Source organism: Pseudomonas sp. URIL14HWK12:I5 (genome assembly GCF_900176445.1).
GTDB lineage: Bacteria > Pseudomonadota > Gammaproteobacteria > Pseudomonadales > Pseudomonadaceae > Aquipseudomonas > Aquipseudomonas monteilii.
The window spans coordinates 147,059-167,665 of record NZ_FWXQ01000003.1 but is presented as its reverse complement, the minus strand read 5'-3'; the positions used below and the strand labels follow the sequence as shown (position 1 = coordinate 167,665).

Below are 20,607 nucleotides of genomic sequence, written 5' to 3'. Positions count from 1 at the left end.
GAGGCCCTGATGATCGAGTGGTTGTTGTATATCGTGCTGGGCGCTGCCCTGGGCACCATGGGCGGGCTGTTCGGCATTGGCGGCGGGCTGATCGCGATTCCGGCGCTGGGCGTGCTGTTCGGCCTGGACCAGCAACTGGCGCAGGGTACGGCGCTGGTGATGGTGGTGCCGAACGTGTTGCTGGCGCTGTGGCGGTACCACCAGCGCAACCGCATCGAACTGCGCCATGCCGTGCCGCTGTCGGCGTGCAGCTTCCTGTTTGCCTGGCTGGGGTCGATCTGGGCAGTGGGGCTGGATGCGCATTCCATGCGCCTGGGTTTTGTCGGCTTTCTGGTAGCGCTGGCGGTGTGGAACGTGGCCCGGATGTTCATGAAAGTGTCACCGCCGAGTGCCGAACTGCGCTATGCCTGGCCGTGGCTGGGCGTGCTGGGCAGTTTTGCCGGCACCATGGGCGGGTTGTTCGGGGTGGGGGGGGCCGTGGTGGCTACGCCAATCCTGACCAGTGTGTTTGGCACCACCCAGGTGGTGGCGCAGGGGTTGTCGCTGGCGTTGGCGGCGCCGAGCACCTTGGTGACGTTGGTTACGTATGGCGTGCACCATAGCGTTGACTGGGGCGTGGGGCTTCCACTGGCGGTGGGCGGTTTGCTCAGCATCAGCTGGGGGGTGAAGTTGGCCCATGCGCTGCCCGAGAAGGTATTGCGGGCGATGTTCTGTGTGTTTTTGGTGGTGTGTGCGGTGATGCTCGGGTTTGAACTTTGAGATTGTGGGGCCGCAAAACGGCCCCCAATTACTTGAACCCTTCAACGATGTAGTCGGCCATGCAGTCGGTGATGGGTGACTGGGTCTGGGTGTTGCGCAACAGCATCACATTGGCCATGGGCAACTGCGGCAGCCCGTCCTGTTCGCCCAGGATGCGGATGTTTCCGCCAATCAGACTCTGTAATTGCGCCGTCACCGCCAAGCCTGCCGTGACAATGGCAAAGATCGCCGCCAGGCTGGGGCTGGTATAGGCAATGCGGTAGTCGATGCCCTGTGCTTCCAGTGCATTGCACGTCCAGGCCCGGCAGAAACAGTCGGTATTGAACAGCGCCACTGGCATCGGCCGCTGCTCTTGCGGGCAAAAGCCTTCGGCGGCGGCCCACACCAGGCGTTCCTGGCGCAACAACTGGCCAACCTCGTTGCCCGGCTCGCGCGTGACGATGGTAAGGTCCAGGTCCTGGCGCAGCATCAGCTGTTTGGACGAGTCGCAATGCACTTCTACCTGTACCAGAGGGTAGGCCTGGGCAAAGCTCGACAGAATGGTCGGCAAAAAGCGCATGGCGTAGTCGTCTGGCGTGCCGATACGCACCAGCCCGACCATGTGCGGCATGCGCAAGGTATTGAACACCTCGCCATGCAGCTTGAGGATGCGCCGGGCATAGCCCAGCAACACCTGGCCTTCAGCGGTGAGCCTGACCTGGCGGCCGTCACGCTCGAACAGCTGGCGCTGCAGAATGTCTTCTTCCAGGCGTTTCATCTGCATGCTCACCGCCGACTGGGTGCGGTTGACCACTTCGCCAGCGCGCGTGAAACCGCCTTGCTCGGCAATGGCGACGAAGGTGCGCAGCACGTCCGCATCGAGGCTCTGGTACTGGGACATTGCATCAATCTCCGAGATGCATGGCATCAGAAACATTCGTTGGATTGATCTTAAGCCCGGCGCGAGACTGAGGCCATCCAACACGGAGGGCTTCACGATGAAAGGTCATGTCAGCAGCATCCAGCAACCTGCTTTCTCCCTGAACCATCTGTGGCATGCGGCCCTGCAGCGGCCGGTGCGCTGGCTGGAGTTGTACCGCCAGCGGCGAGAACTGGCCGCCCTCAGCGATGCTACCTTGCATGACCTGGGGCTGAGCCGGGCGGATGTCCAGCAAGAGGCCGAGCGGCCTTTCTGGGATGATCCGTTGAGAAAGTGAGTTTGGGCTGGGGTGCTTGTCTTTAGCTTTTCAGCGCCTGTGAGATCGAGCGCCGCGCGGGCGGCGCTCGATCTCACAGGCGGCACAAACCCCAAGGCATGCGCCCCAGCCTCACCGCCGTACTTGCTTCAACGTCTCGGCAATCAAAAATGCCAGCTCCAGCGACTGATCGGCATTCATCCGTGGGTCGCAATGGGTGTGATAGCGGTCAGACAACGCATCTTCAGTGATCGGCCGGGCGCCGCCGATGCATTCGGTGACGTTCTGCCCGGTCATCTCGATATGGATGCCGCCGGCATGGCTGCCCTCGGCCTGGTGTACCTGGAAGAACTGCTTCACTTCATCCAGGATCTGCGCAAAGTCGCGGGTCTTGTAGCCGGTGCTGGCCTTGATGGTATTGCCGTGCATCGGGTCCGAGCTCCACAGCACCTTTCGCCCCTCGCGTTCGACGGTGCGGATCAGCCCCGGCAGGTGGTCGCCAACCTTGCTCGCACCCATGCGCACGATCAGGTTCAGGCGCCCGGGGTCATTGGCCGGGTTGAGCGTGTCGATCAGGCGTATCAGCTCTTCAGGGTTCATGCTGGGGCCGACCTTGACCCCGATCGGGTTGTGCACCCCACGCAGGAACTCCACATGGGCACCGTCCAGTTGGCGGGTGCGGTCGCCGATCCACAGCATGTGCGCCGAGCAGTCGTAGTAGTCGCCGGTCAGGCTGTCCTGGCGCACGAAGGCTTCTTCATAGTTCAGCAGCAGTGCTTCGTGGGCAGTGAAGAAGCTGGTTTCACGCAGTTGCGGCGCGCTGTCCAGGCCACAGGCGCGCATGAACGCCAGGGTTTCGTCAATACGGTTGGCCAGCTGGTGGTACTTGTCGGCCAGCGCTGAGTTGGCAATGAAGTCCAGGTTCCACTTGTGCACCTGGTGCAGGTCGGCAAAGCCGCCCTGGGCAAAGGCGCGCAGCAGGTTGAGGCTGGCGGTGGCCTGGTGGTAGGCCTGCAGCAGGCGATCCGGGTCGGGGATGCGGCTCTTGGCATCGAAACCGATGCCGTTGACGATGTCGCCACGGTAGGCGGGCAGGGTGATGTCGCCGATGGTTTCATCGCCCGAGGAGCGTGGCTTGGCAAACTGGCCGGCCATGCGGCCTACCTTGACCACCGGGCAGCCGGCGGCAAAGGTCATCACGATTGCCATTTGCAGCAGCACCTTGAAGGTGTCGCGGATTTTCGCCGCCGAGAACTCGGCGAAGCTCTCGGCGCAGTCGCCCCCCTGCAGCAAGAAGGCGCGCCCTTCGGTCACCTCGGCAAACTGGCGGCGCAGCTCGCGGGCCTCGCCCGCGAACACCAGCGGCGGGTAGCTGGCCAGGGTTTGTTCAACCTTCAGCAAGTGCGCGGCGTCGGGGTAGGTCGGTTGCTGCTGGATCGGCAGGGCGCGCCAGCTGTCAGGGCTCCACGGTTGGTTCATCTCGGGCTCGGTCTTGTCGGTTGTAGGCTATGGGCCATGGTAACAGTTGGCGCTGCGCTTGTTGCATCGAGGGTGTTGACGGACAATGCGCGTTTTTGCGCGGGCGGGTGGTAAGCATGACGGCGGAACGGGAAGAGCGGCTACTGGCACGGGTAGAGGACGCGTTTGGCGTCATCAGCGTGTACGAAGTAGACGACTACCGCTTTCTGGAATTCGGCGATGCCATCGAGCAAAGCTGTGTGTTCACGGCCGACCCGAGTTGGCTGGAGTACGACTACACACGCGCCATGCTGGTGGGGGCGCTGTGCCACGAGCAGCCCGAGAGTGCGCTGTTTCTTGGCCTGGGGGCCGGCACGCTGACCCAGGCCTGCATGAAGTTCCTGCCGCTGGAAGATATCGAAGCCATCGAACTGCGCCCGGACGTGCCACGTCTGGCCATGGAGTACCTGGGGCTGGATGACGACCCTCGGCTGTATGTGCGTATCGGCGATGCCCTGGAGTTGCTGCACACGGCGGAGAAGGCCGACCTGCTGTTCGTCGACCTGTACACCGACCACGGGCCGGGCGTGGGGCACCTGGCGTGGAACTTCCTGGAGAACTGCCAGCAGCAGTTGAACCCGGGCGGTTGGCTGGTGATCAACCAGTGGGCCACCGATGACGGCAAGCCGCTGGGTGCGGCGTTGCTGCGTGGGTTGTACCACCGGCATTACTGGGAGCTGCCGGTGAAGGAAGGCAATGTGATCTTGCTGGTGCCGGCTGATCTGGAACAATCGCTGGACCTGGAAGGCTTGCGGGCGCGTGCCGAAGCGCTGGCACCGCGGTTGGGGTATAGCCTTGAGGGGTTGATCCGCGAGATTCGGCCGGCTACCTGAATGCCTGGCACGGTCAGTGTAGGAGCGGCCGCGTCAGCCTTGAAAGAATTATCGATTCAGCTTGATGCAATTGATGGCCCGACAATGGCCTTTCACCGCGAAAATATTCCTCACGTCCCCGCACGATTTCGGGTATAGTACGCGCCGGTCTTTTAGCGGACCTCAAAATCAGGTGGTGCAAATCCTCCGAGTCCAGCTTCGGCTGCACGTCCGCTAGGCGGACCTTCCCACGTTTTCTTTTTCAATCGTTTTCGCAAATCCCCGCCGCCAAAGCTGCCTGGGTGACCTGACGGTCTTTCAAGGCATGTGCAGCTTTGGAGCATGGGTCTTTGCGGATGCACCTAGAGGCAGACCCATGACCCAGGAAACCGGCGGCTTCGCCGCTCTCGATCTTAATCCGAATATTGTTGCTGCCGTTCTGGCGACCGGCTACGAAGAGCCGTCCGCCATTCAGCAACAATCGATCCCGATCATCCTCGCCGGTCACGACATGATCGGCCAGGCGCAGACGGGCACCGGCAAGACCGCTGCCTTCGCCCTGCCGATCCTCAACAAGATCGATGTAAGCAAGCGCGAACCGCAAGCCCTGATCCTGGCGCCAACCCGTGAGTTGGCGCTGCAAGTTGCTACCGCTTTCGAAACCTACGCCAAGCAGATGCCAGGCGTGAACGTGGTTGCCGTGTACGGTGGTGCCCCGATGGGCCCACAGCTGCGTGCAATCCGCAACGGCGCGCAAATCGTGGTGGCCACCCCGGGCCGCCTGTGCGACCACCTGCGTCGTGACGAAAAAGTCCTGTCGACCGTGCAGTACCTGGTGCTGGACGAAGCCGACGAGATGCTGAAGCTGGGCTTCATGGACGACCTCGAAGTGATCTTCGACGCAATCCCGGCTACCCGTCAGACCGTGCTGTTCTCCGCAACCCTGCCTTCGTCGATCCGTTCGATCGCCGAGCGCCACCTGCGTGAGCCCAAGCACGTCAAGATCCAGAGCAAGACCCAGACCGTTACCGCGATCGAGCAGGCTCACCTGATGGTCCACGCCGACCAGAAGATCCCGGCTGTGCTGCGTCTGCTGGAAGTGGAAGAGTTCGACGCGCTGATCGCCTTCGTGCGCACCAAGCAAGCCACCCTGGACCTGGCCGCCGCGCTGGAAGCCAAGGGCTACAAGGCTGCCGCGCTGAACGGCGACATCGCCCAGAACCAGCGTGAGCGCGTGATCGACTCGCTCAAGGATGGCCGCCTGGACATCGTCGTCGCCACCGACGTCGCCGCCCGTGGCCTGGACGTACCGCGCATCACTCACGTATTCAACGTTGACATGCCGTACGACCCGGAGTCCTACGTACACCGTATCGGCCGTACCGGCCGTGCCGGTCGCGATGGCCGTGCGCTGCTGCTGGTCACCCCGCGTGAGCGCCGCATGCTGCAGGTGATCGAGCGTGTGACCGGTCAGAAGGTAGCTGAAGCCCGCCTGCCGAATGCCCAGGCCGTGCTGGATGCCCGCATCAAGAAGCTGACTTCGAGCCTGGCGCCGCTGGTAGCCGAAGCCGAAGCCACCCACGGCGACCTGTTCGACCGCCTGACCACCGACCTGGGTTGCAGTGCCCGTGCCTTGGCTTCGGCCCTGCTGCGCAAGGCCACCAATGGCCAGGCGCTGGACCTGGCGGCGGTAGAGCGTGAGCAGCCGCTGGTGCCTAGCTTTGCCCCGCGTGGCGAGCGTACCGAGCGTGGTGAGCGTGGCGAGCGCCCAGACCGTGGCGACCGTGAGCGCCGTGCGCCAATGCCGCTGGCCGAAGGCCGTGTGCGTTGCCGTACTGCCCTGGGTGCCCGTGACGGCATCGCTGCCAAGAACCTGCTGGGTGCGATCCTCAACGAAGGTGGCCTGGCCCGTGACGCCATCGGTCGCATCCAGGTGCGCGACAGCTTCAGCCTGGTCGAGCTGCCGGAAGATGGCCTGGAGAAGCTGCTGTCCAAGCTCAAGGACACCCGCGTGGCTGGTAAGCAGCTGAAGCTGCGTCGCTACCGCGAGGATTGATCCAGGCGCAATGAAAAAATCCCCGGCCTTGGCTGGGGATTTTTTTTGCCTGTACCGGCCCTTTCGCGGGTGAACCCGCGAAGAGGCCCGTCAGTCGAACCGATAAATGTCCATCCCCAGCGCCCCCAAGGTGAACCCTTGGTGCACCACCCCGAACTTGCTCCCAGCCCCAAGGGTAAAGAACAGCGGCAGCAAATGCTCATCACTGGGATGGTTGCGCACCGCATACGGCGCCTGCTGCCGGTAATCCAGCAGCGCCGCCTGGTCATCCGCCTGCAACCGCTCCACCACCCAATCCCTGAACGCCAGCGCCCAGGGTTTGATCACATCCGGCCCGGCGTGCCAGTCCAGCTCTCCAAGGTTATGGGTGATGCTGCCCGAGCCAATCAGCAGAATACCTTCACGGCGCAGCCCTGCCAGCGCCTGGCCTACCTTCACCTGCAGCGCCGGCCCCATGCGGCTGGGCAGCGATACCTGCACCACCGGAATGCTCGCATCCGGGTACATCAGCGACAGCGGCACCCAGGCGCCGTGGTCGAACGGCCGCTGCGCATCCAGCCGGGCCGGCAGGCCGGCGTTCGTGAGCCGTTCGCTTACCTTGGCAGCCAGCGCAGGCTCGCCCGGCGCCGGGTACTGCACGGCGTACAACGCCGGCGGGAAGCCGTAGAAGTCATGCCAGGTTTCGGGTTGCGCGCTGCTGGTCACGAGCAGTTCACGGCTTTCCCAGTGCGCCGACACCACCACGATGGCCTTCGGCCTTGGCAGGCTGTTGGCCAGCCCGGCCAGGGCCGGCCCGCTGGCACCGGGGTGCAGGGCGAGCATGGGGGAACCATGGGAGATGAACAGGCTGGGCAGCATGGCGAGGTCCTGAGGGTTAAGATGCACTCATCTTCGATCAGAAACTGATCGATATCCATCGCAAGTTTTACGCGTTTTCTATCGGTTTACTCGATAAACAAGGAGCAACCATGGAGCCAGCGTTCTGGCAAAAACGGTGGGCCGACAACCAGATCGGCTTCCACCAGGGGCAGGTCAATCCGTACCTGCAAGCGCACTGGCCAGCACTGGGCCTGGCGCCAGGCAGCCGCGTGCTGGTGCCGCTATGCGGCAAAAGCCTGGACCTGGCCTGGCTGGCGGGGCAGGGGTACCACGTGCTGGGCGTGGAACTGTCGCGGCGGGCGGTGGAGGGCTTCTTCCATGAGCATGGGCTTGAACCCGAGGTGCGTCAGCAAGGCGCATTCGAGGTATGGCGCCAGGGTGACATCGAACTGTGGTGTGGCGATTTCTTCGCGTTGCGCGCGCAGGACATTGTCGAGTGCGTGGGGTTTTATGATCGGGCGGCGTTGATTGCGCTGCCGCCGCAGATGCGTGCGAAGTACATGGAGGCTTTGTCTGCATCGTTGCCGGTGAGCTGTCGGGGGCTGCTGGTGACGCTGGATTATGACCAGGCGCTGCTGGACGGGCCGCCGTTTTCGGTGGGGGATGAAGAGGTGCGGCAGGGGTTGGTCGGGTGGCAGGTGGATGAGCTGGAAGTTGTGGAGCTTATTCAGGAAAGCCCGAAGTTTTCGCAGGCCGGGGCTTCCAGTCTGTTGGAGCGGGTGTATCGGGTCCGCCGATGACGCACGCATGAAAAAGGGCGACCAAAGTCGCCCTTTTTGCATTGCCAAGTGGATCAACCGCGACGGCGCAGGGCCTCGATACGGTCTTCCAGCGGCGGGTGGCTCATCAGTAGCCCGGCCAGGCCGTGCTTCAGGCCGCCATTGATGCCGAAGGCCTTCATGGTGTCAGGCATGTGCACCGGCAGACCTTGCTCTACGCGCAGGCGCTGCAGGGCGCCGATCATCGCTGCGGTACCGGCCAGCTGCGCACCGGCCTCGTCGGCGCGGTACTCGCGGCGGCGCGAGAACCACATCACGATCATGCTGGCCAGGATGCCCAGGATCAGCTCAGCAACGATGGTTGCCACGTAGTAGGCAATGCCTTGGCCTTCTTCGTTCTTGAAAATGACCTTGTCGACGAAGTTGCCGATGATGCGTGCGAAGAACATCACGAAGGTGTTCACCACGCCCTGCACCAGCGCCAGGGTGACCATGTCGCCGTTGGCCACGTGGCCGATTTCGTGGGCCAACACCGCACGCACTTCATCGGGCGAGAAACGCTCCAGCAGGCCCTGGGACACGGCCACCAGCGCGTCGTTGCGGTTCCAGCCGGTGGCGAAGGCGTTGGCCTCGTACGCCGGGAAAATACCCACCTCGGGCATTTTGATGCCCGCTTCACGGGACAACTCTTCGACCGTTTGCAGCAGCCACTGCTCGTGGCGGGTGCGCGGCTGGCTGATGATCTGGGTGCCGGTGCTCATCTTCGCCATCCACTTGGAGATGAAGAGCGAGACCAGGGAGCCGGCAAAGCCGAACACGGCGCAGAACACCAGCAGGCTGCTGAGGTTCAGGTCGACCCCGTTGGCGGCCATGAACCCGTTGAATCCGAACAGGCTCAGGGTAATGCTTGCAACCAGCACCACCGCGAGGTTGGTGGCCACAAACAACAGAATGCGCATCATGGTTGTTACGTTCTCCTGACGGATGAATTGTCGCTTACTGCGGGGTATATAAGGGGCCTGCCGCGCCGATTCAATCGGGCGACTATTTCAAACTGTGTACGGCGGAGTATGGCAGAGGATGGCGCGGGGGCTGTGGGATAGAGCGTTGCAGGATGTAAGAAACATCCTGTGAGATTGCAAGGGGCTGCTGTGCAGCCCATCGCCGGCAAGCCAGCTCCCACAGGATTGGCGCAGATTTCAAACCTTGTGTGTACCTGTGGGAGCGGGCTTGCCCGCGAAGAGGCCATCACTTATTGCGAATAAGTCCGCAGGAAATTCCCGATCCGGCCAATCGCCGCTTCCAGGTCATCCACGCGCGGCAAGGTCACCACGCGGAAGTGGTCCGGCCACGGCCAGTTGAACGCCGTACCCTGCACGATCAGCAGCTTTTCCGACAGCAGCAGGTCAAGCGCGAACTTCTCGTCGTTGAGAATCGGGCACACTTTCGGGTCGATACGCGGGAACGCATACAGCGCACCCATCGGCTTCACGCAGCTCACGCCCGGGATGTCGTTGAGCAGTTCATAGGTGCGGTTGCGCTGCTCCAGCAAACGGCCTGGCGGCAGCACCAGGTCGTTGATGCTCTGGTAACCGCCCAGCGCGGTCTGGATGGCATGCTGGGCCGGCACGTTGGCGCACAGGCGCATGTTGGCCAGCATGTCGATGCCTTCGATGTAGCTTTGTGCGTGGTGCTTGGGCCCGGAGATGATCAGCCAGCCGGAACGGAAGCCCGCCACCCGGTACGACTTGGACAGGCCGTTGAAGGTCAGGCACAGCAGGTCGGGGGCCAGCGAGGCGGTGCTGATGTGCACGGCTTCGTCGTACAGGATCTTGTCGTAGATCTCGTCGGAGAACACCACCAGGTTGTGCTGGCGGGCCAGCTCCAGCATGCCCTGCAGCAGCGCTTTGGAGTACACCGCGCCGGTCGGGTTGTTCGGGTTGATGATCACCAGGGCCTTGGTGTTCGGGGTGATCTTGGCCTTGATGTCTTCAAGTTCGGGGAACCAGTCGGCCTGCTCGTCGCACAGGTAGTGCACCGGCTTGCCGCCGGCCAGGCTCACGGCGGCGGTCCACAGCGGGTAGTCGGGGGCCGGGATCAGCACTTCGTCGCCGTTGTTCAGCAGCGCCTGCATCGACATGACGATCAGCTCGGACACGCCGTTACCGAGGTAGATGTCCTCGATGGTGACGCCTTCGATTTCCTTTTGCTGGCAGTACTGCATCACCGCCTTGCGCGCGCTGAACAGGCCTTTGGAGTCGCTGTAGCCTTGCGCGGTGGGCAGGTTGCGGATGACATCCTGAAGGATTTCATCGGGCGCCTCGAAGCCAAACGGCGCTGGGTTGCCGATGTTCAGCTTGAGGATGCGGTGGCCTTCCTCTTCCAGGCGTTTGGCGTGCTTGAGCACTGGGCCGCGAATGTCGTAGCAGACATTGGCGAGCTTGTTCGATTTGCTGAACTGCATGATGGGATCCCGATATGAGAAAACACGCCACCCACGCCGAAAGGTTTGAAACGGCAGGAAGCGGGTGCCAGACTGAACGCCTGGCACACGAAGCCAACTAATATACGTGCCACCCGCGCCCCGGAAAAGACGGTGCGGGGTGAAATTAAGCCTGCCGAGGTTCCTGCATGAAAAAGATCGAAAAAACCCTGGATGAATGGCGCTCGATGCTCGACCCCGAGCAGTACCAGGTATGCCGTCTCAAGGGCACCGAGCGGCCGTTCAGCGGCAAGTACAACAGCGAGCGCCGCGATGGCATCTACCATTGCATCTGCTGCGGCCTGGCGTTGTTCGATGCGCAGACCAAGTTCGATTCCGGCTGCGGTTGGCCAAGCTTCTACGCGCCGATCGAGGACAGCGCGATGATCGAGATCCGTGACACCTCCCACGGCATGATCCGCACCGAAGTTACCTGTGCCCGCTGCGACGCGCACCTGGGCCATGTGTTCCCCGATGGCCCGCCACCGACCGGCCTGCGCTACTGCATCAACTCGGTGTGTATCGACTTGCGCCCACGCGACTGACCGGAGCCCGACCATGGCTGGATCGATGCTGGACATCCCCTGCGTAACCCTGGGCGGCGAGCACAAGAAGCTTGGCGACTTCCCGGGCAAGGCGCTGCTGGTGGTCAATACCGCCAGCCAGTGCGGCTTTACCCCGCAGTACAAAGGCCTTGAGCAACTGTGGCAAGCCTACCGCGCGCGTGGCCTGGTGGTGCTGGGCTTTCCCTGCAACCAGTTCGGCAAGCAGGAACCAGGCGATGCACGGGACATTGCGCAGTTTTGCGAGCGCAACTTCGGCGTAAGCTTTCCGCTGTTTCGCAAGATCGAGGTCAACGGCCCGGGCGCTCACGCGCTGTTCGTCGAGCTCAAACAACGCGCCCCGGGCATTCTGGGTAGCCAGAAGATCAAGTGGAATTTCACCAAGTTTCTGGTCGACCCGGCCAGCGGCCAGGTCACGCGTTACGCGCCCACCACCAAACCGCAGGCCCTGGAAGCGGACATCGAGCGTTTGCTCAGCCGTTGAAGGGCACCCAGTGGTCGACCAGGGCCAGTAGCTCTTCGCGGCGGAACGGCTTGGCCAGGTAGTCGCTCATGCCCGCCGCCCGGCAGCGTTCGCGCTCTTCGGGCATGGCGTTGGCGGTGAGCGCAACGATAGGCAGGTGTGGCCAGCGACCGCTCTGGCGGATGCGCCGGCTGGCTTCATAGCCGTCCATGACCGGCATGTTGCAGTCCATCAGTATCAGGTCGAATTCATCCTGCTCCAGCAACTCCAGAGCCTCGGCGCCCTGGGTGGCCAGCTGCACCTGGCAGCCGAGCTTGGCCAGCATGCCTTTGGCCACGAGCTGGTTCACCGGGTTGTCTTCTACCAGCAAAATCCGCGCTCGCCCTTGCTCCAGGCTAATGGCCGGGGTGGCCAGAGGGTGCTCGGGCTCATGGCCTTGCAAGGTGCGGCGCAGCGTCTGGTACAGGGCGTTACGTGCCAATGGCCGGGCCAGTTGATGCAAGGGTGCCAAGGCCAGCGACTGCTCGTTGGGCAGGAAGTTGCCGTAGGCGGTTACCAGCAGAATCGGCGTTTTCAGTGCCGGGCGCAGTTCGAACAGGTGGTCCACGTCGTCGGTGATCAGCAGGTCGATCGCTGTGGTGTCCAGCGTGGCGCTGCTGTCATGGCGCTGGTAGGCCAGGCCCCAGGCGGGCAGCAGGTTCTGCAGCAGTTCATTAAGCCCGCTACCGGCCGCGCTTAGCGCGGCCACGCGGCCATGTAGCGGTGTCGGCGGGATGGCTTCGGTGTGCACCGGCAGTGGCAGCTCGGCCGTGAAGCAGCTGCCGAAGCCCGGTTCGGAGCGAATGTGCAGGTGGCCTTGCATGGCCTTGCACAGGTTGCGAGTCAGCGCCAGGCCCAGGCCGGTGCCACCGTACTGGCGGGTGATGCCGGCACCGGCCTGGGTGAACGGCTGGAAGATCCGCGCCTGGGCTTCTTCGGGGATGCCAATGCCGGTATCACGTACCTCCAGGCGCACGCCGCCGACGATCGTCACCAGGCGTATGTCGACACGGCCGAAGCGGGTGAACTTGAGCGCGTTGGACAGCAGGTTGCTGACGATCTGCCGTACCCGCGTGGGGTCGCCAAGCACGGTGCTGGGGAAGTCGCGGGCGATCAGGCAGGTCAGCTCCACACTTTGCGCGGTGTTCTGCGACAGCAGGTTGGCGGTGTCTTCCACCATCGAGCCCATGTCGAACGCAATGCGCTCCAGTTCCAGCTGGCCGGCATCGAACTTGGACAGGTCGAGGATATCGTTCAGCAGTTCCACCAGCACCTTGCCCGAGTCGTGGGCAATCGCCAGTTGCTGGCGTTGCTCGCTGGGCAACGGGTTGTCCAGCGCCAGGGCGATCATGCCGAGCATGCCATTGAGCGGGGTGCGGATTTCGTGGCTCATGTTGGCCAGGAAGGCGGCGCGCGCCTGGGCCATGTCCAGCGCGCGGCTGCGGGCCTGTTCCAGCTCCTGGTTGGACAGGCTCAGGCTGCTGTTGCTGGCTTTCAGCTCGTTGGTGCGTGCCGAGACGATGTCTTCCAGCTCGTTCAGGTACTGGGTCAGGCGGTTTTCCGCGGTGCGCCGTTGTTCGATCTCGGTGGCCATGCTGACGAACTGCTGGTTGGCGACCTTCACCAGCACGCCGATTTCGTCGTGTTCGTGCCCGTGTGGGCATTCAAGGCGGGTTTGCCGGGGTTTGCGCGGGTCGCTGCCGCTGAGTGCGCCGATCACTGTCACCAGTGGCTTGGTCAGCATCATGTAGAACAACGCCAGCAGGATGCCGGTCAGCACCAGGCTGCGGGCAAAGCCGTTGAGCAGGGTGATGCCGGCGCGGTCGAGGAAGCGGCTGCCGAAGGCGTAGGTGTCGACGTCCAGGTACAGGGTGCCGAGGTATTCCTCGGGCATGTGGGTGAGGTACAGGCGTTCCTTGAACTGGCGTTGTTCGCCGAACAGAAAGTCGCTCAGTGGCCGGTAGCGGTCCTCCAGCCTGGGCCGCTCGACGTCGGCCAGTACCGTTTCGTTGTTGTCGATCAGCCGCGCGCGGACGACGGCGGGCGACTGCAGCAGGCCACGGGTCAGCTCCAGCGCCAGTTCCGCGTCGATGTTGTAGGCGATGCGCGAGGCCGGGTTGTGGCTGATTTGCAGCAACGCGCGCACTTCGCGGTTGATGGACGCGTCTTCGCTGGCATAATCGATGCCGATCTGGATGAGACTGAGCAATGTTCCCAGGATGAAGCCGACCAGGACTGTCAACCGGGCTTGCTTGTATGACAGGCGATTGGTGAACTTGATATCCATGAGTCCCGAGCCGGTTTCACGTCCCTTGCGCTGCGCAAGCATAGCCGAATAGCCCCGGCAGCTGGCGGGCCTGTCACACATTCAGCTGGAAATCTCACCTGTCTTGTTAGGAGTCGTCATGGACGCTCGCTTGATTGCTTTCCTGGACCGCGCCGAATCGGTACTGGCGCGCCTCGAACCCCTGTTGCCGGCACAGCGCCCGAACATCGACTGGGGCGTCACTCTGGCCGCCCGCTGGCAGCGCGATGGCCGCAGTGGTTACCTGCTGCCGCTGGACGTCAGCCTGGATATCCGCCTGACCGACCTGATCGGTGTCGACAAACAGCGCGACCAGCTGGGCCGCAACACCCACCAGTTCATCAACGGCCTGCCGGCCAACCACGCATTGCTGTGGGGCTCGCGCGGTACTGGCAAGTCGTCGCTGGTACGTGCCTTGCTGGCCGAACATGCCGGCGCCGGCCTGCGCCTGATCGAAATCGAACGCGACCACCTGGCCGACCTGCCGCGGGTGGTCGAGCAGCTGCAGAAGCTGCCGCAACGCTTCATCCTGTTCTGCGACGACCTGTCGTTCGAAGCGGGGGAGGGCGACTACCGGGTGCTTAAAAGCGTGCTTGACGGCTCGCTGGAACAGGCCCCGGACAACGTGCTGCTGTACGCCACTTCCAACCGTCGCCACCTGGTGCCGGAGAAAGAGAGCGACAACGAGAACTGGAAGCGCGTGGACGGCGAGCTGCACCCCAGCGAAGACGTGGAAGACAAAATCGCCTTGTCTGACCGCTTTGGCCTGTGGCTGTCGTTCTACCCGTTTACCCAAGACCACTTCCTGAATGTGGTCGAACACTGGATCGGCCAGCTGGCACGCTCTGCGGGCCTGGCCTGGCAGCGTACCGAAGAACTCGACATCCTCGCCGTGCGCTGGGCCACCGGCCGCGGTAACCGTAATGGCCGTTGTGCCTATCAGTTCGCCCGCTACTGGGTCGGGCTGCAATTGCTGGAGCAAAAGTAAATGATCGACCTCAATGCCAGTGGCGCCGGCCTCGACGGCTACAACCTGCTGGCGGCGCAAGTGCAGGCGCTGTTTGCCGACGAGCGTGACTTTATCGCCAATGCCGCGCAGTTTTCGGCGTTTCTGTACAACCAGGTGGACGACCTGAACTGGGCGGGGTTCTACCTCAACCGCAACGAAGAGCTGGTGCTGGGCCCGTTCCAGGGCCAGGTGGCGTGCGTGCGCATTCCGTTCAGCAAGGGCGTGTGCGGGGCGGCGGCGGCCACCCGGAAAACCCAGCGTGTGGAGGATGTGCATGCGTTCCCCGGGCACATTGCCTGTGACAGCGCGTCCAACAGCGAACTGGTGATCCCGTTGGTGAAGGAAGGCAGGTTGATCGGGGTGCTGGACCTGGACAGCCCGAAGGTTGGGCGGTTCAGTGAAGCGGATCAGGCGGGGCTGGAGCGGTTGGCGGCGATCTTTCTGGCGCTGACTGACTGCTGATTGTTGTGGCCTGTACCGGCCCTATCGCCGGCAAGCCAGCTCCCACAGGTTTGTCTCAGGTCTGAAGGCTTGTGCAGTACCTGTGGGAGCTGGCTTGCCGGCGATAGGGCCATCAAACCCAACGCATGATTCAGGCTTAGTCGTACATCACCTTCTTCTTCCAGGTCTCTTCCTCATCGGTCTTGAGCCCGTCTGTCAGTGCGTTGTGCTCATCCTCCGCCGGTGCCATGCGGTCCAGCACCTGGGCGTTGGCCCGGGCCAGCAGTTTCTCCAGGTACGTCAGCTGCTCTTCATACACCTTCGGCTCCGGCTGCTTGCGCAGGTATTGCACGCCACGCTCGAACGCCAGGCGCGCCTGGCCCGGCTGGTTCTTTTGCAGGGCCTGCTGGCCAAGGTTGTTGAAGAACTCGATATGCAACAGCACCAGGATATGGCGGATTTCCTTGACCCAGTGCTTGGCCTCGGGTGCTGGCAGGAAGCCTTCCTGGGCGGCGCGGGTTACCTGGTTGTGCATCGCCTCCAGCAAAAAGCGTACATCCTTGGCCTTGACCTCGGTGTGGATCGGGTTGGGCGGGTTGTTCACCGGTATCTTGTCGCCCTGGGCAATCAACCCCTCCAGCTCGGCGATGCGCGCCTTCAGCTCGGGGTTGTGCTTGTCCACCGCCAGCTGGCGCTGGTTGAGGTTCAGCTCCAGGCGGGTCAGCAGCAATTTGAGGGCCGGGGTCATGAACTGGCCGGGGAAGGTCTCGGTGATTTCGCCACAGCGGCGCAGGCGGTCGGCCAGCTCTATCCTCGTCCGGACGCGTTCGATCTTGCCGTTCTCGACCACATTGTTGAGGTAGCCGATCACGATCAGCAACGCGATGCCCGCCACGATGAGCAGGGTGATCAGAAGTGGTGTCACCGTTAATGCCTCATTGAAGAAGAATTACAGCTTTGAGTGTAGTGAGTTCGCGTTGGGACGAACAGCGGCTATATACCTGTGCTGGCCTCTTCGCGGCTTTCCCTCTCTCTATATCGACAACCAGGCCCGCATCTGCACCCCAACCCACCCGGAAGTCATTGATTTAAATAAATTTCTACAAAGGGGTTGACGCATCTTCGAACCATCCCTAGAATGCGCGCCACTTGCAGCGTAAAGCACACAGCGAAACGCGGCAGGGAGTGAAAGCAGGCAGTAATGCCAGCAGCGTGTCCCCTTCGTCTAGTGGCCTAGGACACCGCCCTTTCACGGCGGTAACAGGGGTTCGAGTCCCCTAGGGGACGCCAGATTGCGGGAATAGCTCAGTTGGTAGAGCACGACCTTGCCAAGGTCGGGGTCGCGAGTTCGAGTCTCGTTTCCCGCTCCAGTTTCTCCGGCAACGCTTAACGGCGGGGCAGGAAAAGAAAATCCAGGCTGAATCGTGAGGTTCTGTTCTGGTGCACTGAAAAGTGTTGTGTGTCCCCTTCGTCTAGTGGCCTAGGACACCGCCCTTTCACGGCGGTAACAGGGGTTCGAGTCCCCTAGGGGACGCCATTTGCGGGAATAGCTCAGTTGGTAGAGCACGACCTTGCCAAGGTCGGGGTCGCGAGTTCGAGTCTCGTTTCCCGCTCCAGTTTAAATACTGTGGCGTTCGCACGGTGCAGTGGTGGTGAGGGTCCTCGTGGCGCTTCACGCCGATTAGCGGTAAAGCTTCAAATTGCGGGAATAGCTCAGTTGGTAGAGCACGACCTTGCCAAGGTCGGGGTCGCGAGTTCGAGTCTCGTTTCCCGCTCCAAACATAGAAACGAAGAAAGGGACGAAAGTCCCTTTCTTCGTTTTTGCATGTCTGAATTTTTTCCCCGTCCATGCGCCCTATGCTGGGTAGGGCGCGATGGGGCGTGCTCAGCGGTAGCTGATGGTGAAGTGCAGAGCACCTTGGGCTAACCCAGGTGTTACCTTGGGGTCGAGTTGGTAAAAGCGCGCCCTGAAGTCCAGCTGAGTAATCCCCACTTGCAAGGGTTTGACCGATACCACTTCCTGTAGGGGTAGTTGCCTGCCATCGCCATGCAGGATCTGAATGCCAAAGCCCGCTGCAGTAGAGCCGGAGCCAAGGCTGAAGATACCGTTCTTGGCATCCACGACAGTGGAGCCTTTTGTACCATCCAGTTCGATGTGGGCAAAAGCTGTACCCGCTGCGCTGTCATCCTCGCAATCACTAAGCCGAATACTGAATGGCGTTTCCGTGCCGACCGGGCCGGGGCCTGTGAAGTCGGCCAAGGTGTAGTCGCCGAGCTTTACCGGGTCGGCGCTAACGGGGTTGCCCAACAGCGTGCATTGCGCTTGCTTGACTCTCGCCTTCAGGGTGTAGTCCAGAACCCGGCCTCGGTCATTGGTGACACCGTGGAACATCTGCTTGTCGACAATGTGTTCTCCAGGGGCAATTGGCCCGGTCTTGACCAAGGTCACGCGCCCCCTCAGAACGCCGAGTGGCGCAGCGAAACCCGTAGGGGTAAGCATGGTGCCACTGTAGGGCACGCTCTGCGTGCCATCGTCGGAGGTGAACGCATTGGGAGCAGATCCATCATAGGGGAACCCCAGGGTCAGGATGGCACCGATGCCATCGACGTTGGTGCGTAGCACGCTATCGGCAGAACGTTGAGCGCGGACGGGTATTCCCGGCACCAGGGCGGTGCTGGGTATCATGCTCGCCGTGGTGGGAGGGGTTGCGTCGTAGAAGCACTGCAGGTTGCTGCCCTCACGGTTACGCACCGCCAATGGCAAGTCGGCAATGACTCGTCCTATTTCAGCATCACGAGGTACCCAAAGGCTGCCCAGATCGTGCTCGAACGTCATGTAGGTGGGCAGCCCGCTATCCCATTCGCACCGAGCGTACGCCGGGTTGCTCGACAGCCAGATGGCCAGGCTGCAAGTCACTACGGCAAGAGGCCGCAAGGCTGTGGGGGCGAATATGCTCATGATGCTGCTTCCTGATTCGTGCTTGTTTCAGAAGGTGTGCCGGCCTCGCGGGGGTGGCACGCCAGCGTTTGAATGCGATAGCCGTTGACTGCGGTGATGTTCTCGGGGGTCAGCATTACCTGGCACTCGCGGGTACCTTGGTCCAGCCATCGCGCCTGCAGTCGCTGCTCACCTTGATGTTCGGTGGCCACCAGTGCCTGACCGGCTTGCCCGACCACGGCCACCGCCTGCCCTTGCGCATCCGTCAGTTGTGTACCGAACGGCAGCGGGCGGCCGTCGGGCAACTGAAGGGTGAGGACCAGGCGCATGACCTGTCGGCTTGGGAACGTAGCCATGACGATGGCCCCTCGGCGCGGTGCTACTCGCTGCACGGCGTTGTCGATGATTAACTCGGGGGGCAAATCGTCGGTTCGCAGTATCAGCGGGTTCAGGCGGTAGGGCCGCAGGTTCGGTGCCAACAGATAGCCGCCCTTGTTGGCCTGGCTTGCGGGTGCATTCTCCAGTGTGATACCGGCAGCATCCGGCACGTGGACCAATGCACTGGTATCGCTCAGGTAAGGGCCCAGCACTATGCCGGAACTGTGGGCCAGCAGTGCGCCGCTGGTGTTGAGCGATACGCTGCGGTAATCGGCGCCTTCGGTGTAGCCGGCACCGTAACTGGCATTGGTACCTTGGTAAGCGAGTGACAGTGCGCCGCTGCTGCGCTGTTGCTCGTCATGGCTGAGCGAGACCTGATAGCCCAGCCGGTTGTTCATCAGCCCGCCGTTCAGGCTGGCCCGCTGGCTATTGCGCCCGTCCTGGTGCTGCAGGTCGAAGGTGGTGTTGTGCCGGTGGCCGAAGTCCAGTGGCAGTGACAGGCTCAGTCCAATCAAACGGCTGTCCCCGCCACGTTCTGCCAATGCCTGGGAGGCGAACAGGTTGATACCCAGGTCACCCCAGCGCGTGTTGTACTGCACCTGATAATTACGACGCTGGCCGCTTCTGTTCCAATAATCATCCTGTGAAAGCGTCAGGCTCACCGAGCTGTTACCGACGTTCTGGTAAATCGAAGCTTCCAGGCGGCTGCGGCGGTTACCCACGTAACGGTCCGACTGGTTGCGATCCTTCACTGCTTCATCGAAATCACGGTAGCCCTCGGTCGAGTAGCGGTAACCGGCAAAACGCAGGTTGGTGCCGGTCTGGAAGCTTTTGCCATAGCGCATGGCAAAACTGTGGCCTTGTACCTGGCCGGCCAGGCCGCCCAGATCGGTGCGTGCCTGTGTTGCATCGAGTGACAGCGCGCCCAGGCCGGCAAAGTCGCGGGCCACGCCAAGGGCGCCGGCGTGGTAGTAGTCGCTGGCGAACGCGCCACCGTACAGCGTACTGTCCCAGATCCCCCCACGGGCCAGGGTCGCTTGCCAGAACACGGGCCGCTCAAGATCTTCGGCGCCGTTGTAGCGGCCGACCGTGGCGCTGTATCGCCATACGCCTTCGCGCAGCAGGTTGGCCAATGACGAGTAGGGTTGGGTGAAGCGCCGCACCTGGCCATCGGCCTCGGTCAGGATCACCTCCAGTTCGCCGTGGCCAGCGCCGACATTGAGGTCGTCGATGACATAGGGGCCGGGGGCGACGTAGGTGGAATAGATGGGGTAGCCATTGTGCAGCACTTCGAGCTTGGCGCGCGTCTGGGCTACGCCGCGTATGACCGGGGCATATTGCTGCTCGGTATCGGAGTGCATGTCCAGGTCGGATGCCACCTGTGCGCCGATGAACGGGACGCTGCGAAACACCTCGCCACCGGTGAAGGTTTCACCCAGTGTGAGGTTGGCGCGCAACCCGGGGATATCACGCTGCGCATAGGTGTCGCTGCGGCTCCAGTCGGTCTGGCCATCGGCATTGTCGCGCAGCGCCTGGTTGCTGCGCAGTCGCCAGCCTGCGATGTTGATGCCACTGTTGAGGTACAGGTCGTGGCTGTTGCGGTTGCGGCCGTTGTGGCTTTGGTAATGTTGTGTGGACGCCTGGTAGTTGATGAAGGCGGCATTGATGCCGGCGTCCCATCGCGATTCGGCGATCGTGTCGGACGGTTGTCGGTGCAACGCTATCTGTGGGATGGACACCGACAAGCGCAAGTTCGACGGGTCGAAGTCGGCGTAGGCGTGGGGTAACAGGGCGGCCAGGTCCAGGCAGCGATCGTCGCTGGGCAGGGGGGCTTCCAGCGCTTGCTCACGCAGGCCCAAGTCGCGCAGCAGGTTACCCGTCAGGCAGGCTTGCAAGCCTTGGCCGTCGTTGTTGCGAATGTCCACTTCGCGTGCGTCCAGCGGTGTGTGGTTGACCAGTAGCTGAACGCGGTAACGCCCGGCCGCCAACGGTTCCTGTTCCGCCAGGGCCTGCAATGCCAGCGCGCCGGCGTCGCTGGCCAGGCCGGGTGCCTGACGCATGAACTCGGCCT

17 protein-coding genes, 5 tRNA genes and 1 pseudogene are annotated in these 20,607 nt (G+C 62.6%); 14 read left to right on the top strand and 9 right to left on the bottom strand.

Going from position 1 to position 20,607, the window contains the following annotated elements:
* Nucleotides 1–9 precede the first annotated feature (9 nt).
* Nucleotides 10–759 carry a sulfite exporter TauE/SafE family protein gene (locus B9A31_RS08915; protein ID WP_025754763.1) on the top strand — a complete coding sequence of 250 codons (750 nt, stop codon included), beginning with the start codon at nt 10–12 and terminating at the stop codon, nt 757–759.
* A gap of 28 nt (nt 760–787) precedes the next feature.
* Here the strand turns inward: B9A31_RS08915 and B9A31_RS08910 are convergent, their stop codons facing one another.
* On the bottom strand, nt 788–1,639 hold the full coding sequence (locus B9A31_RS08910) for a LysR substrate-binding domain-containing protein (protein ID WP_025754764.1): 852 nt from the start codon (nt 1,637–1,639) through the stop codon (nt 788–790).
* Between the two features lie 97 nt (nt 1,640–1,736).
* On the opposite strand from B9A31_RS08910, the gene B9A31_RS08905 reads away from it, so the two are divergent.
* The gene (locus B9A31_RS08905; protein ID WP_019099444.1) at nt 1,737–1,955 is read left to right on the top strand and encodes a DUF1127 domain-containing protein; all 219 of its coding nucleotides are present in this window, start codon (nt 1,737–1,739) and stop codon (nt 1,953–1,955) included.
* A gap of 111 nt (nt 1,956–2,066) precedes the next feature.
* On the opposite strand, the gene B9A31_RS08900 is transcribed toward B9A31_RS08905, so the two are convergent.
* Nucleotides 2,067–3,413, bottom strand: a complete 1,347-nt coding sequence (locus B9A31_RS08900; protein ID WP_016715096.1) for a class II 3-deoxy-7-phosphoheptulonate synthase — start codon at nt 3,411–3,413, stop codon at nt 2,067–2,069.
* A 116-nt stretch (nt 3,414–3,529) separates the two neighbouring features.
* Between B9A31_RS08900 and B9A31_RS08895 the strand changes: the two genes are divergently transcribed.
* Both B9A31_RS08895 and B9A31_RS08890 read left to right on the top strand, forming a co-directional pair.
* Entirely contained in the window at nt 3,530–4,285 is a 756-nt protein-coding gene (locus tag B9A31_RS08895; RefSeq protein WP_019099443.1) for a spermidine synthase, read from the top strand.
* Nucleotides 4,286–4,606: 321 nt separating this feature from the next.
* A pseudogene (locus B9A31_RS08890) lies at nt 4,607–6,320 on the top strand (DEAD/DEAH box helicase).
* A 90-nt stretch (nt 6,321–6,410) separates the two neighbouring features.
* Here B9A31_RS08890 and B9A31_RS08885 read toward each other — a convergent pair.
* Nucleotides 6,411–7,178: a DODA-type extradiol aromatic ring-opening family dioxygenase gene (locus B9A31_RS08885; protein WP_084296889.1), complete on the bottom strand. Its 768-nt coding sequence runs from the start codon at nt 7,176–7,178 to the stop codon at nt 6,411–6,413.
* Between the two features lie 110 nt (nt 7,179–7,288).
* Between B9A31_RS08885 and B9A31_RS08880 the strand changes: the two genes are divergently transcribed.
* Nucleotides 7,289–7,939, top strand: a complete 651-nt coding sequence (locus B9A31_RS08880; RefSeq protein ID WP_019099441.1) for a thiopurine S-methyltransferase — start codon at nt 7,289–7,291, stop codon at nt 7,937–7,939.
* Between the two features lie 53 nt (nt 7,940–7,992).
* Here B9A31_RS08880 and htpX read toward each other — a convergent pair whose 3' ends face one another.
* A complete protein-coding gene (gene htpX, locus B9A31_RS08875) occupies nt 7,993–8,880 on the bottom strand; it encodes a protease HtpX (protein ID WP_016715101.1) in 888 nt (295 codons plus the stop codon).
* Between the two features lie 290 nt (nt 8,881–9,170).
* Nucleotides 9,171–10,382, bottom strand: coding sequence for a pyridoxal phosphate-dependent aminotransferase (locus B9A31_RS08870; RefSeq protein ID WP_084296888.1), 1,212 nt, complete (start codon nt 10,380–10,382; stop codon nt 9,171–9,173).
* A gap of 167 nt (nt 10,383–10,549) precedes the next feature.
* On the opposite strand from B9A31_RS08870, the gene msrB reads away from it, so the two are divergent.
* Both msrB and B9A31_RS08860 read left to right on the top strand, forming a co-directional pair.
* On the top strand, nt 10,550–10,945 hold the full coding sequence (msrB, locus tag B9A31_RS08865) for a peptide-methionine (R)-S-oxide reductase MsrB (RefSeq protein WP_016715103.1): 396 nt from the start codon (nt 10,550–10,552) through the stop codon (nt 10,943–10,945).
* 13 nt (nt 10,946–10,958) lie between these two features.
* A complete protein-coding gene (locus tag B9A31_RS08860; protein ID WP_019099439.1) occupies nt 10,959–11,447 on the top strand; it encodes a glutathione peroxidase in 489 nt (162 codons plus the stop codon).
* Here the strand turns inward: B9A31_RS08860 and B9A31_RS08855 are convergent.
* Nucleotides 11,437–13,794 carry a hybrid sensor histidine kinase/response regulator gene (locus B9A31_RS08855; RefSeq protein ID WP_025754766.1) on the bottom strand — a complete coding sequence of 786 codons (2,358 nt, stop codon included), beginning with the start codon at nt 13,792–13,794 and terminating at the stop codon, nt 11,437–11,439. The genes B9A31_RS08860 and B9A31_RS08855 overlap by 11 nt on opposite strands.
* Nucleotides 13,795–13,870: 76 nt before the next feature.
* Between B9A31_RS08855 and B9A31_RS08850 the strand changes: the two genes are divergently transcribed.
* Nucleotides 13,871–14,758, top strand: a complete 888-nt coding sequence (locus B9A31_RS08850; RefSeq protein WP_084296887.1) for an ATP-binding protein — start codon at nt 13,871–13,873, stop codon at nt 14,756–14,758.
* Nucleotides 14,759–15,241 carry a GAF domain-containing protein gene (locus tag B9A31_RS08845; RefSeq protein WP_084296886.1) on the top strand — a complete coding sequence of 161 codons (483 nt, stop codon included), beginning with the start codon at nt 14,759–14,761 and terminating at the stop codon, nt 15,239–15,241.
* A 136-nt stretch (nt 15,242–15,377) separates the two neighbouring features.
* Here the strand turns inward: B9A31_RS08845 and B9A31_RS08840 are convergent, their stop codons facing one another.
* Complete coding sequence (locus B9A31_RS08840; RefSeq protein WP_019099435.1) at nt 15,378–16,145, bottom strand: hypothetical protein; 768 nt, start codon at nt 16,143–16,145, stop codon at nt 15,378–15,380.
* A 289-nt stretch (nt 16,146–16,434) separates the two neighbouring features.
* Here B9A31_RS08840 and B9A31_RS08835 point away from each other — a divergent pair.
* The 5 genes from B9A31_RS08835 (at nt 16,435) to B9A31_RS08815 (ending at nt 16,998) form a co-directional block, all read left to right on the top strand.
* Nucleotides 16,435–16,510: transfer RNA gene (locus B9A31_RS08835), tRNA-Glu, on the top strand.
* A 4-nt stretch (nt 16,511–16,514) separates the two neighbouring features.
* Nucleotides 16,515–16,590: transfer RNA gene (locus B9A31_RS08830), tRNA-Gly, on the top strand.
* A gap of 91 nt (nt 16,591–16,681) precedes the next feature.
* Nucleotides 16,682–16,757, top strand: a tRNA-Glu gene (locus B9A31_RS08825).
* A 3-nt stretch (nt 16,758–16,760) separates the two neighbouring features.
* Nucleotides 16,761–16,836, top strand: a tRNA-Gly gene (locus B9A31_RS08820).
* 86 nt (nt 16,837–16,922) lie between these two features.
* Nucleotides 16,923–16,998 (top strand) — tRNA-Gly (locus tag B9A31_RS08815).
* 107 nt (nt 16,999–17,105) lie between these two features.
* Here the strand turns inward: B9A31_RS08815 and B9A31_RS08810 are convergent.
* Both B9A31_RS08810 and B9A31_RS08805 read right to left on the bottom strand, forming a co-directional pair.
* On the bottom strand, nt 17,106–18,179 hold the full coding sequence (locus B9A31_RS08810; protein ID WP_019099434.1) for a fimbrial protein: 1,074 nt from the start codon (nt 18,177–18,179) through the stop codon (nt 17,106–17,108).
* Complete coding sequence (locus tag B9A31_RS08805) at nt 18,176–20,596, bottom strand: fimbria/pilus outer membrane usher protein (RefSeq protein ID WP_019099433.1); 2,421 nt, start codon at nt 20,594–20,596, stop codon at nt 18,176–18,178. The genes B9A31_RS08810 and B9A31_RS08805 overlap by 4 nt, the downstream gene beginning before the upstream one ends.
* Nucleotides 20,597–20,607: the final 11 nt, after the last annotated feature.

What these genes read in the sequence shown, in the direction of transcription:
- B9A31_RS08900 (WP_016715096.1), bottom strand. Translation starts at nt 3,413, where the DNA reads ATGAACCAACCGTGGAGCCCTGACAGCTGGCGCGCCCTGCCGATCCAG.
- B9A31_RS08855 (WP_025754766.1), bottom strand. Translation starts at nt 13,794, where the DNA reads ATGCTTGCGCAGCGCAAGGGACGTGAAACCGGCTCGGGACTCATGGAT.
- B9A31_RS08810 (WP_019099434.1), bottom strand. Translation starts at nt 18,179, where the DNA reads ATGAGCATATTCGCCCCCACAGCCTTGCGGCCTCTTGCCGTAGTGACT.
- B9A31_RS08885 (WP_084296889.1), bottom strand. Translation starts at nt 7,178, where the DNA reads ATGCTGCCCAGCCTGTTCATCTCCCATGGTTCCCCCATGCTCGCCCTG.
- B9A31_RS08915 (WP_025754763.1), top strand. Translation starts at nt 10, where the DNA reads ATGATCGAGTGGTTGTTGTATATCGTGCTGGGCGCTGCCCTGGGCACC.
- B9A31_RS08880 (WP_019099441.1), top strand. Translation starts at nt 7,289, where the DNA reads ATGGAGCCAGCGTTCTGGCAAAAACGGTGGGCCGACAACCAGATCGGC.
- B9A31_RS08845 (WP_084296886.1), top strand. Translation starts at nt 14,759, where the DNA reads ATGATCGACCTCAATGCCAGTGGCGCCGGCCTCGACGGCTACAACCTG.
- msrB (WP_016715103.1), top strand. Translation starts at nt 10,550, where the DNA reads ATGAAAAAGATCGAAAAAACCCTGGATGAATGGCGCTCGATGCTCGAC.
- B9A31_RS08870 (WP_084296888.1), bottom strand. Translation starts at nt 10,382, where the DNA reads ATGCAGTTCAGCAAATCGAACAAGCTCGCCAATGTCTGCTACGACATT.
- B9A31_RS08905 (WP_019099444.1), top strand. Translation starts at nt 1,737, where the DNA reads ATGAAAGGTCATGTCAGCAGCATCCAGCAACCTGCTTTCTCCCTGAAC.
- B9A31_RS08860 (WP_019099439.1), top strand. Translation starts at nt 10,959, where the DNA reads ATGGCTGGATCGATGCTGGACATCCCCTGCGTAACCCTGGGCGGCGAG.
- B9A31_RS08910 (WP_025754764.1), bottom strand. Translation starts at nt 1,639, where the DNA reads ATGTCCCAGTACCAGAGCCTCGATGCGGACGTGCTGCGCACCTTCGTC.
- B9A31_RS08850 (WP_084296887.1), top strand. Translation starts at nt 13,871, where the DNA reads ATGGACGCTCGCTTGATTGCTTTCCTGGACCGCGCCGAATCGGTACTG.
- B9A31_RS08895 (WP_019099443.1), top strand. Translation starts at nt 3,530, where the DNA reads ATGACGGCGGAACGGGAAGAGCGGCTACTGGCACGGGTAGAGGACGCG.
- htpX (WP_016715101.1), bottom strand. Translation starts at nt 8,880, where the DNA reads ATGATGCGCATTCTGTTGTTTGTGGCCACCAACCTCGCGGTGGTGCTG.
- B9A31_RS08805 (WP_019099433.1), bottom strand. Translation starts at nt 20,596, where the DNA reads ATGCGTCAGGCACCCGGCCTGGCCAGCGACGCCGGCGCGCTGGCATTG.